We start from the raw sequence: 10974 nt of genomic DNA, 5'->3' as shown, positions 1-10974 counted from the left end.
AATTTTGGGTTGATAGATATCACGAGAGTGCGACAACGGAGCACGTAAACAACACACCCAACCCTCAATTTCTAGCTTGACAAAGCACTGGACTGTGTTCAGATTTACTGTAGCGTCTCGAAGGTTATCTAGACCGGTCACAATAGATAGAGAGACGCGAGGGTTAAACAGGGTGCGTCCTGAAATGGGACGAACCTGCCGCAAAATGAAAATGCGGTGAAACGTAATAATGCTCCTCCTTTTAAGCTGTTCGTCCGTGAAGCAATCATTTCTCTCAGCCTGCGTGCTACTGTTTTGTTTATCATCATCCCTGCTTGCGGAAGACCATGGCAAACTGATTTTTCAGGATGATTTCGAACGCAATGAATCGCAGGAAACAAAAGATGAAATCGGCAAAGGCTGGGGAACCAACAGCCGGTCTCGGGCCGCTGGCAATAAGCAGGTCGACCTGAAAAACGGGGCGATGTATATCTCTATGCATAAAGTCGCGGACCATGCAGTCTCTGTCACGCATCCTGCGGAATTTCAAGATGGCTCCGTTGAATTGCGATTCATGCTGGAGAACGAAAAGGACAGCCTGGGACTCAATTTTGCCGATCTCAAATACAAAAAAGTGCATGCGGGACACTTGTTTGTGGCGAAAGTCAGTCCGCGTTATGTCGAGCTGACCGACCTCAAAACCGGGAACATGGATTTAAAAACCCGCGAACTGCGTCTCGCTCAAAAGCTGCCACCCGAACTGCAGGAAGCGTTAAAGGCCAAGCGGAAACGATTTCCGGTCAAACTCAAAACCGGTCAATGGTACACGCTGCTGGTAACCGTCAACGGTGATCAGCTGACTGTCAAAATTGACGGCGAAACCATTGGTTCCTTTTCATCGGAGGGGATGGCCCACCCGACCAAGCGTTTGCTTCGACTGGCGGTCCCCCGGAATGCTGTGGTCGATGATGTGAAGATTTATGCCAAAACAATGCAAGAGTGACACTTCACTTATCTGTCAGACGAATGTTGGAGCACCCGGATTCTGAAATCATCTTGCATGTTAAATGCGTGAGACATACCATATTAATGAATTTTCTGATGTTTCCTCAGCTCTCAGAAAGGAACAGGTATGCCAGCCAGATTTCAGATTCAACAGGCGCGGAACGGCAAGTATTATTTTCACCTGCTTGCGAATAACGGTGAAATTATCCTCGCCAGCCAGATGTATGCTTCCCGAGCCTCGGCGAAGAAGGGGATTCTTTCGGTGCAGACTAATGCAGCCGATCCCAGTCGCTATGAACAACTGGTGAATAAAGCGGGGCAGCATTATTTTGTCCTGAAGGCGAAGAATTCTCAGGTTATCGGAACCAGTGAAGGTTATGCCGCGACGACCGGAATGAAAAACGGGATCAAATCTGTTTCCCAAAATGCGCCCAAAGCGATCACGGAAAATATTATTGTCAAGACCTGATGCCTGCGCTTAAGCCGACCCGCAGGGGTGTTTACTGTCTGGTAGACCTGCAAATTAAGTTCGCCCCGACCGGCGGCAGGTGAATGCGTTGAATTCAAAAAAAAGGCTGCTTACTGGAATGAGTAAGCAGCCTGGCTGTTGTTACGCGTCTCTGCCTGTCAGGTCAATCCTGGAAGAAGGGATGCTGTGCATCGCCGGCGCTGATCAGGTAGGCGATCAGGTCGAGGATTTCGTCTTTGGTCATGCGGGCAAACAGATCGGCGGGCATGGGGGACGTTTTGGAAACGACCAGTTCATCAATCGTCTTGCGATCAATGTTGACCCGTTTATTAGGATCGGTGAGGTCGGTATTCAAAGTCATGTTATCTCCACTCAGGTTGACGACGACACCGGTGTGGACTTTGCCGTCTTCTGTCACAACTGAGATCGCGGAGAACTGTTCGTTGATGACTTTGCTGGGGTTGATCACCTGGTCCAGCAGATCGTGGGGAGAGTACCGTCGTCCGGCGGAAGTCAGGTCGGGGCCGGTCATGCCTCCCTGGTTGCCGAAGCGATGGCAGGCGTAACAGCCTGTTGCAGCAAACATTTTCTGGCCGTTAACGAAGTCCCGTTTCTTCATTTCTTTACCGGCAGCTGTGGAGAGTTCTTCGAGCGTCCATTTGGTAGTGGGACGTCCGGCGAAGACTTCACCCAGATTTTCGAGAGCGGATTTCTTCTCTGGTTTCTTTGTCAGGATTTCAGCCAGTTCGGTCTTTTGTTCTTCGCTGAGGGAATCGACTGCGTCGGTCCGAACAAACTCGATAAATTTATCGAAGCTCGCGCCCCCTTTATAGTTGGCCGCTTTCAGGAACCATTCGAAGTACGCTTTGTGAAGCTCAGGAGTCCAGCCGGCCTGCAGCATGCGAATCGAGCGTGCGTACTGCATCTGCTCTTCCTGGGTCGGAGCCGACTGAATCAACGCGATTGCTTTTTCAGCGACGGTGGGTGACTGCAGCCAGGCGAGTGTTTCGCATAACAGCCAGTTTAGCTTAGGTGATTTTGCAGGGAACAGCGGGTCGAATTTATCAATCAGCTTTGCTACCGTTGCGTCATCGGGACGACCAAAGCGGTTTAAGATAATCTGCAGGGTGCGTTGCAGGGTCAGTTGTTGAGTCAGATCGAGCTTCGCATCATCAAGATTAATGACGGCGGACAACAGTCTGTCCCGCATGGCGGTATCGACTTCGGGAGTCTGCTCGTTGCGATGTTGAGGACAGACGCCTGTCACGCGGGCCAGTGCCAGTAAGGCTTCGACCTGTCGGGCAGGATCAGATTCGGTTAACGCTTTTTCTGCCCATGAATCGGTGGGCTGATGCTCAACGGCTGTGCGGGCGGCAAAGCGGATGAAACGGTCTTTGTCAGCGAGATAAGGCCAGGCGACTTCGATTGCCTGCGGATCCTGTTTACCGTGAAAAGCTTCCAGGGTATGCCGCGTTTCGCGCGCTTTATTTTTGGTCGGTTTTGCCTGAACAGGCTCGGTTGATTCATCGCCCACATAAGTGACACGGTACAGACCGGACTGCACACGACGTCCGCCGATCGTGAAATACATGGCGCCATCCTGGGGACGGATAATCGCATCGGTAATCGGCAGTGGGGCACCGGTTACGAATTCTTCTTTGGTAGCGGTATAGGAAGAACCTTCCGGTTTGAGGTGGATGGCATAAAGTTTGCCCCAGCTCCAGTCGAGTGCATACAGCGCGTTCTGGTACTTCGCAGGAAATTTCGCGCCGTAGCCGAAAGTCATGCCTGTCGGCGAACCAGGTCCGATATCAAGCACACCGGGCAGGTTGTCAGCATAAAAGGGAGGGCGTTTACCGGCGCCGTTGCGCCAGCCGAATTCTGCGCCGCTGGTGACGTGACAGATTCGCGTGGGGCGATACCAGGGGGTGTTGAAATCGTATTCCATGTCGGCATCGTAGGTAAACAGTTCGCCATCGCGGTTGACGGCGGCATCGAAAATGTTCCGGAATCCGGAGGCATAGGCTTCGAACTTCTGGCCATCGGGGGAAACACGATAGATGATTCCGCCGGGCGCCAATACACCCCGGTTGTGACCTCGTCCATCCGGCATGCTGGGCAGCAGGTGATCTTCTCCCCAGACCTGGCGGACGGGTGAGCTGTCGGCCAGTACGGGAGGAATGGTGTTATTTCCGGTGACCAGGTAGAAGGCTTCGCCATCGGGAGTGGGCATTAAAGCGTGTACGCCGTGATCGCTGTGCGATTCGACTTCCTGCAGTAACTCCACCTGATCGAGTTGATCGTCGCCGTTACTGTCGGAAATACGATACAGGCCTGAAGCGATTTTTCGCTCATAGTCGTTCACGCCGACATAGAGTGCACCGTCGGACCAGAGCATGCCGTTGACACCCCGAATACCGGCGGGAACTTTCTCCACATCTTCTGCTTTCACTTCTTCTCCCGCGGGAGGGAGGGTGATGCGATAGAGTCCGCCGTACTGATCGCTGACCAGCAGGCGTCCTTTATCGTCTGTGCAGAGGTTGACCCATGAGCCCTGATCCTCGCCGGGAACCGAGTAAAGCAGTTCTACTTTGAACCCTTTGGCGGCTGAGATGCGGTCGATGGGGGTGGCTTTGTTACCACCAATGGCGGCTCCGACTTTTTTCTCAGGAGCCGGTTTTTTGGGTTTTACTTTTTTTTTTCGGGTTTCAATTCTTTGATTTTAATGTTCCGCCAGCTGACCTGTTTCCCGACTTTTTCAGGATGATTGCCAACGCCATGCACCTGCAGGGCGATGAATCCTTCTGAGGTCAGGTCATCTTTCAAGTCAGCAGCAGGCACACCATTGATCCAGGTCTTGATCGAGTTGCCCCGACAGACGATACGGTAATGATTCCATTCGTTCTGCTTGAAAGCTTTCTGGGCGGCTTTGTTGTCAGCGAGGTTATTTAACCAGCCCCGACGCCCTTCATCATAAATGCCGCCTGACCAGGCGCGATCAGAGGGGTCGATTTCGACCTGGTATCCGTGCACGCGACCGGCGGGAACTTTGATTTTCTTTTCCTTGCCGTCTGCGTTTTTGGTTTCGAGGACCTTGTCTTCATCGTAGACATTGCTGCGAATCTGGATCCCCGAGTTCAGCAGCGGGTCGACTTTGAAATCCACCTGCAGTTCGAAGTCGCCGTAGATCTTTTCGGTGCAGAGAAAACTGTTGGGCGTTTTGGGGACAGAAGTTCCGACGATCGTATCATCAACGATCTCGTATTCGGCTTTACCGCCATGCTGAACCCAGCCATCAAGGTTCTTACCATTGAACAGAGGGGTGAAGCCTTTTTCGTCGGAGTGTGCGGTTGCAGTAAACAGCAATGCGAGGCAGATCGCAGAGAGGGTAGTGTGTCGTTTCATAACGTATCCATCAGGTTATCAGGAATAAAAGGATGACTGGCAATTGACATCATGAACCTGCCAGTCAGTGCAGGAATCGAGGACTTTCGTGAGGACGATCATCTGTCTGTTCAAAGAATCAGCGATGCCGCATCCCGCACACGATTTCTGACAGAAAACAGTGACGCGGAAACACGAATCACGATGATCAGAGTCCATTATGACCAGTACCCGGAGAGGATTCCAGTCAAAACAGGACGTTTTCGGCGGGTTCTCTGTCTGTTCAGAAGGTTACTGAAGAGAGTTAAATATTAAAGTGGACTGCGTTTTGTTACTCAATTATCGCGCGAGGGAATTCTCGACTGTCTCAGCGATCTGACTGTGGTTCGATCCGGTTGAGAATCAGCAGTCGAAAGTCCATGACCTGACTGCCGGGTATTTCCAGTGCCCGCAGAGTTAAGAGGCCTGTCCCTTTGCTTAAGGTGATTTTTCCCAGTGTCATGGGCTGAAAATCTTTGACGAACGATTCGGATCGAACGGCGCGATCTTGTGCTGCTCCGACCAGAGGCGGATCGTGTGCCTGGGTAACCTGTCCCTGCAGTTTGCTGCCATTCAAGCTCAGTTCGACGGTGGATCCGATATCTGATTCCGGACAGGTGTAGTACAGAATGGCTTCGTAAACGCCGGCCTGGTCGACATCCACGTTCCAGGTGATGCTGTCCCGGGTGCTGGTCCAGTGAGAAAAGAAAGAGCAGTTGGGATGCCGGGAAGAGCGTTTGATGCCGCCCTGCGAATTGGCGTCCCGGACTGGCAGCTGCGTCGAGCGTGCGCCTTCATAGCCGATTAAAAACGGACGCTTCTCTTCCGGATAACCGTTCGGCCAGACGGACTGCTTCCAGTCTGCCACCGCCTGTTGTAGCTCGGCCGTCATTTCCGGTTTCTGTTTCGCGATATTATTTCGCTGACCCGGATCGGCGTGCATGTCAAACAGCTCGCCTGTGCGGGACAGTCGATATTGACTGGTGCGGACGCTGACGCGATCGCGGAGGCTGGAGAAAATCATGCGTTCCGGCCAGTCTGGCGCTGAATTCATCATCAGGGGTTTGAGGCTGACACCGTCGATGGGTTTGGGCTCGGGACGCGGGATGCCTGCCAGATCGGTTAACGTGGGGAACAGGTCGATGGCACCGGCGATCTGATTGACTTCATGGCCGGCGGGCAGATGACCGGGCCAGCGAATCACGAAAGGAGAGCGAACGCCCCCTTCATCAAGCGAACCTTTTTTGCCTTTCATATCGCCGTTCCAGCGGACCCCGTTCGGGCCGTTATCGGAGAAATAGATGACGATGGTATCGTCGGTGATGCCCAGGCTGTTGAGCTGCTTCAGAACGCGTCCCACATTCCAGTCGACGTTCACACACATGGCGAGGGCGGCGCGGAGGTGATCGGGCTGTTCTTTCTCAGGCTCACGATGATGCAGTTTGAGTTGTCTGTCTTTAAAACGATCCCAGTATTGATCGGGCACCTGCATGGGAGAGTGAGGGGTGCAGTAAGGGATGTAAGCGAAAAATGGTTTATTGTTATGAACCTGCTGTTCGATGAAAGCCATCGCTTTGTCGGTCAGATCGTCGGTGATGTAACCATTGCCTTTTACGAAGGTACCATTATGATCCAGCATGGGGCTGAAGTAGTGTCCCCAGTGACCGGAAGTGAAGCCGTAGTATTCGTCGAAGCCTTTCGCATTGGGATGGTTCGGGTATTGTGTACCATTATGCCATTTCCCAAAGGCACCTGTGGCATAGCCGGCGGCTTTGAAAGCCTGGGCGATCGTGTATTCATCAGAATTGAAGCGTTCCTGACCAGTGGAGACGCCGGTGGTTCCGGTGCGGGCGTGATAGCGACCCGTGAGGAATGCCGCGCGGGTCGGAGCGCAGACCGCGCCGACGTAAAAGCGGTTGAACTTCACACCTTCTTTTGCCAGTGAGTCGACATTGGGGGTGTGTAGATTGGTGTTGCCGTTATGACTAAGGTCCCCCCAGCCCTGATCGTCGGCGAGGAAGATCACAATGTTGGGATGCTTGCCGGGCTCTGTCGCCGGTCTGGATTGAGACTTTTTCTCAGGTACGTTTTTCCTTTCTGCTGCTGTCAGGCTGGCGGTCAGAATACAGATCAGCAGGGCCAGGGAGATTAATTGTTTCATTGAGAGCCGCTTTGTTAAACAGAGTATGTAGTGGTCACTGAGAAACTGGTTTCATGATACCGGATGCAGGCAGTCGGATCATGTTTGATTCGGGAGAATTCAAAAGTTCGCTGAGATTGGATCGGCCCCGATTTTCTGCTGACTGGGAGGGTAATGTCTCAAAATGATCTCGGGTTGAGTACAGAAAGCAACAAAACCAGAAATCTGTTTTATTCGTTAAATTCTGACTTAAACTGGTTCAGACAGGTCCGTTCCAGCCAGCGACGATTGATTTTCCCGCTTCGTTTGTTTCTTACCCGAAAGACAAAATTCCGGTGATGCGGAATGCCTACTATAATTCGCTGCATTATATCGATGAGCAGATCGGGAAACTGGTCGCGTATCTGGAAACCCATCAGCTGCGAGACAAAACGATACTGGTCCTGGCGGGTGATCAGGGCGAAGCCTTCTATGAGAATGGCTTTCCCACACACGCCGGTCCTCCGTTTGAACCGACGATTCGCACTGCCCTGGTGATCGACGCTCCGGGAAAAATTGAGGCTCAGACAATCGATTATCTCACGCAGGCGATTGATATCGTGCCTGTCATCTGCGGTCTGCTGGATGTTCCCTCGCATCCCTGTTTTCAGGGAATGGATGTACTTTCTCCGGCGAGGCCTGAAATCGATAAGCGGCTGGCGTTCGTGCATTGTCAGTCGACCATCGGAAAGAGTGACGCCGTCATCAGCGGGACCGGCTGGAAGCTGATTCACAATCGCGAGCAGGATTCCACCAGCCTGTACAATCTGCGCGAGGATCCAGGTGAAAAGACGGACGTACTCCAGGCACATCCTGAAATTGCGAAACAGCTGGCCAGACTGCTGCAGCAGTGGCGACGCAGGCAGTTACTCTATTATCAAAACCCGGCCAGCTACGGCTGGTACTATCCGCCGCGCACGCCGAAAGTCACATCGGGGACTGAGCTGCTTGAGGATCATCACGACTGATTGAGATCGGGACGTGGTGCATGCTCGCGGGATATTCGAAGTAGTATGGTTTCAAAGTCTTTGGCGCTCAATGATAAAGTGTCACCAGGCGTTTCTCGTTTCTGCTCTCAATGAGGGGAAGTCTCAAATTTCGGTCTTGTCTGGTTTTTTGCGGCGTATATAATTAGATGTCTAACTAAAAGGGCGGGTGAATATTGATGCTGGAATATGATTTTAAACAGGACTGTGGCTACTGGGTGCATATGACGGCCCATCGACTGGAGAACGCAGTGAATGCGGAGCTGCAGAACGAGGGGATTACGTATCGGCAGTGTCAGATCCTGGCATTGCTGGCTTTGGAAGGAGAGCAGTCGCAGGGAGAACTGGCACAGCGGATGCGTGTACAGCCGCCGTCGATTGTGGTGGTACTGGAGCGGATGGAGCGTGATGGCTTGATCAAACGTGAGGTGGATCCGGAAGATCGACGCAAGCGGATCGTTTCCCCTACGAAGGCCGCACTGCCGGTGTGGAATCGAATTGTGAAATGTTTCCGTGCCGTTCGCAATCAACTGGAACGGGGTCTTTCCGAGTCAGAGGTGAAAGCTCTGCGGAGTATGTTGCAGCGTGTTGATGCCAATCTGGATCATTATTCGGAAGCGACATTGAAGTGTGAATAAAAATCAGTTTTTGTCTGCAGGCCGTTGATGAAGCTCGCAGGTCGTGTAACCAGAGCGTCTCTCGATCTGATATGCGCAATCCAAATGGCCTGGAGACGCTACAGTAATATTAGATACCGTCTAGAATTCGGAGAAAAGAACCCATGCAAGTTAATGGGAAACCGTTCAAGTGGTTCATACTGCCGGGGCTTCTGGCTCTCGTGGGATGTCAGCAGAAAAATGAGTTTGTTGCACCTCCGCCACCCCAGGTGACCGTCAGTTTGCCGGTGGAGCAGGAAGTGCAGGAATACTACTCAACAACGGGACAGACCCGCGCCTCGAAAACCGTTGTATTACGAGCCCGTGTTTCCGGCTATCTGCAGGAAATTCATTTCAGGGATGGTGATCTGGTAGAAAAAGGTCAGCTGCTGTATCTGATTGACCCGGCCCCTTATGAAGCCGAAGTCGCTTCTGCCCAGGCGGCGCAGGAAAAGGCGAGTGCCCAGTTACTTCTGGCCGAACAGAATCTGAAGCGGACAAAAGAACTGGCTGCCAAGAAAGTAGCGACTGCAAATGAACTGGATATCCAGGAAGCCGAAGTTGCCACATCGAAAGCAGACCTGGGAGCAGCAGAAGCCAGATTACAAGAAGCAAAACTGAGTCTGAGTTATACGAAGATTACCGCCCCCTTCGCCGGCCGGATTGGCCATCACATGGTGGATATTGGCAACCTGATACAGATTGGTGAAACGACGCTTGCGAAGATCGAAGCAACCGATCCTATTTATGCTTATTTTACGATCAGTGAGGCTGATTTACTGCGATTTCTGGAAATGGCACAGAAAGGTGAGATCAAAATCAGCGAAGCAGATCCGCTTCGGATTGAACTGGCTCTGGGGGATTCGTCAGATTTTGAATTCGAGGGGAAACTGGATTTTCGTGAATTCGGCGTTGATCCCGAAACGGGGACCACAGAGCGTCGCGCTGTGTTTGATAATACAGACGGAGGTCTGATTCCCGGTCTGTTTGTGCGGGTCCGGGGCAAGGTTGGCGATCCTGCAAAAAAACTGCTGGTTCCGGAAGAAGCGATAGGTTCCGATCAGCGAGGCGACTTTTTGCGGGTCGTGAATGAAAAAAATATTGTCGAGCATCGTGCCGTCGAAACCGGGATCCTGGTGGACGGGAAACGTGTGATTGAGAGTGGCCTCAAACCGGATGACCGTGTGGTCGTGGTGGGTTTGCAGCGCGCACAGCCGGGTAAGGAAGTCAACCCGGAGGACAAGACACCGGAAACGTCCGCGAAATCGGCTGTTTCTCAAGACACGAAAACAGAGAATAAAAAATCAGCCAGTTGATTCGGCTGTCTGATCCATCTGCCTGTCTGGCCTGTTTTTCAGCGCGTCAGGTAAACAGGGAACTCGCCCGCCATTCCCTGATCTGACTACCTGATTCTGCATTAACAGTTCCATTATTATTTATCAGAACGGTTTGTCGTATGTTCTCGAAGTTCTTTATTGAACGACCGATATTTGCCAATGTGATTGCCATCATTACGGTTTTGATTGGTCTGGTCGCTTTGTGGGTCTTGCCGATTGAACAGTATCCGGAGATTACCCCTCCCACCATTCGTGTAAGTACCAGCTACCCGGGTGCGAATGCATCAATTCTGTCCGACACGGTGGCTTCTCCGATTGAACAGCAGGTGAACGGCACGGAAAATATGCTGTATATGCAATCGACGTGTTCCGGCGATGGTTCCTATTCATTAACCGTTACGTTTGAGATCGGCACAGACCTGGATGATGCGCAGGTTCTGGTGCAGAACCGTGTCGCGATTGCAGAACCGCAGTTGCCCGAAGAAGTGCGGCGTCAGGGAGTCACGGTCAAAAAACAGTCGACCAATATTATTCTGGTGCTCTCATTAACCAGTGAAGATCCGAGCATGGATACGCTGTTCCTCTCAAACTATGCGAATCTGCGGATGCGGGACCGCTTGAGTCGTGTACCCGGTGTCGGCGAGGTGACCGTATTTGGTACCGCAAACTACAGCATGCGAATCTGGCTTGATCCCGAGGAACTGAAAGCCCGCAAAATGACCGTGCAGGATGTGATGCAGGCACTGGCCGAACAGAACGTGCAGGTCGCCGCTGGCCAGATTGGTCAACCTCCGACGGAAGATGGTCGGAAATTCCAGTATACCGTAACGACCATGGGTCGATTGAGTGATGCGGAACAGTTCGAAAATATCATTGTCAAGACCGGTGAAGGGACGCGTCTGGTCTATCTGAAAGATGTGGCTCGCGTGGGACTGGGGGG

General features: G+C 52.3%; 9 protein-coding genes. 6 read left to right on the top strand and 3 right to left on the bottom strand.

Annotation, left to right across the window (positions count from 1 at the left end; all coding sequences use genetic code 11):
* Positions 1-256: 256 nt before the first annotated feature.
* Positions 257-982 carry a family 16 glycoside hydrolase gene (locus AACZ40_RS25095; RefSeq protein WP_291174675.1) on the top strand — a complete coding sequence of 242 codons (726 nt, stop codon included), beginning with the start codon at positions 257-259 and terminating at the stop codon, positions 980-982.
* A gap of 129 nt (positions 983-1111) precedes the next feature.
* Entirely contained in the window at positions 1112-1453 is a 342-nt protein-coding gene (locus tag AACZ40_RS25090; RefSeq protein WP_291174674.1) for a YegP family protein, read from the top strand.
* A 163-nt stretch (positions 1454-1616) separates the two neighbouring features.
* Here AACZ40_RS25090 and AACZ40_RS25085 read toward each other — a convergent pair whose 3' ends face one another.
* From AACZ40_RS25085 to AACZ40_RS25075, 3 genes are all read right to left on the bottom strand, one after another.
* Positions 1617-3905, bottom strand: coding sequence for a c-type cytochrome (locus tag AACZ40_RS25085; protein ID WP_291174673.1), 2289 nt, complete (start codon positions 3903-3905; stop codon positions 1617-1619).
* Between the two features lie 236 nt (positions 3906-4141).
* Positions 4142-4858 carry a DUF1080 domain-containing protein gene (locus AACZ40_RS25080; RefSeq protein WP_291174671.1) on the bottom strand — a complete coding sequence of 239 codons (717 nt, stop codon included), beginning with the start codon at positions 4856-4858 and terminating at the stop codon, positions 4142-4144.
* Between the two features lie 346 nt (positions 4859-5204).
* Positions 5205-7037 carry an arylsulfatase gene (locus AACZ40_RS25075; protein ID WP_339676304.1) on the bottom strand — a complete coding sequence of 611 codons (1833 nt, stop codon included), beginning with the start codon at positions 7035-7037 and terminating at the stop codon, positions 5205-5207.
* A gap of 317 nt (positions 7038-7354) precedes the next feature.
* On the opposite strand from AACZ40_RS25075, the gene AACZ40_RS25070 reads away from it, so the two are divergent.
* From AACZ40_RS25070 to AACZ40_RS25055, 4 genes are all read left to right on the top strand, one after another.
* A complete protein-coding gene (locus AACZ40_RS25070; RefSeq protein ID WP_291174667.1) occupies positions 7355-8023 on the top strand; it encodes a sulfatase-like hydrolase/transferase in 669 nt (222 codons plus the stop codon).
* A 197-nt stretch (positions 8024-8220) separates the two neighbouring features.
* The gene (locus AACZ40_RS25065; protein ID WP_291174666.1) at positions 8221-8679 is read left to right on the top strand and encodes a MarR family transcriptional regulator; all 459 of its coding nucleotides are present in this window, start codon (positions 8221-8223) and stop codon (positions 8677-8679) included.
* 143 nt (positions 8680-8822) lie between these two features.
* On the top strand, positions 8823-10013 hold the full coding sequence (locus AACZ40_RS25060) for an efflux RND transporter periplasmic adaptor subunit (protein ID WP_291174664.1): 1191 nt from the start codon (positions 8823-8825) through the stop codon (positions 10011-10013).
* 140 nt (positions 10014-10153) lie between these two features.
* A partial coding sequence (locus tag AACZ40_RS25055) for an efflux RND transporter permease subunit (RefSeq protein WP_339676300.1) occupies positions 10154-10974 on the top strand: 821 nt, incomplete at its 3' end.

It is taken from the genome of uncultured Gimesia sp. (genome assembly GCF_963972345.1).
Lineage (GTDB): Bacteria > Planctomycetota > Planctomycetia > Planctomycetales > Planctomycetaceae > Gimesia.
The sequence above is the reverse complement of the archived record's forward strand: the minus strand, read 5'-3'. Positions and strand labels throughout refer to the sequence as shown.

What these genes read in the sequence shown, in the direction of transcription:
- AACZ40_RS25080 (WP_291174671.1), bottom strand. Translation starts at nt 4,858, where the DNA reads ATGAAACGACACACTACCCTCTCTGCGATCTGCCTCGCATTGCTGTTT.
- AACZ40_RS25070 (WP_291174667.1), top strand. Translation starts at nt 7,355, where the DNA reads ATGCGGAATGCCTACTATAATTCGCTGCATTATATCGATGAGCAGATC.
- AACZ40_RS25075 (WP_339676304.1), bottom strand. Translation starts at nt 7,037, where the DNA reads ATGAAACAATTAATCTCCCTGGCCCTGCTGATCTGTATTCTGACCGCC.
- AACZ40_RS25060 (WP_291174664.1), top strand. Translation starts at nt 8,823, where the DNA reads ATGCAAGTTAATGGGAAACCGTTCAAGTGGTTCATACTGCCGGGGCTT.
- AACZ40_RS25065 (WP_291174666.1), top strand. Translation starts at nt 8,221, where the DNA reads ATGCTGGAATATGATTTTAAACAGGACTGTGGCTACTGGGTGCATATG.
- AACZ40_RS25090 (WP_291174674.1), top strand. Translation starts at nt 1,112, where the DNA reads ATGCCAGCCAGATTTCAGATTCAACAGGCGCGGAACGGCAAGTATTAT.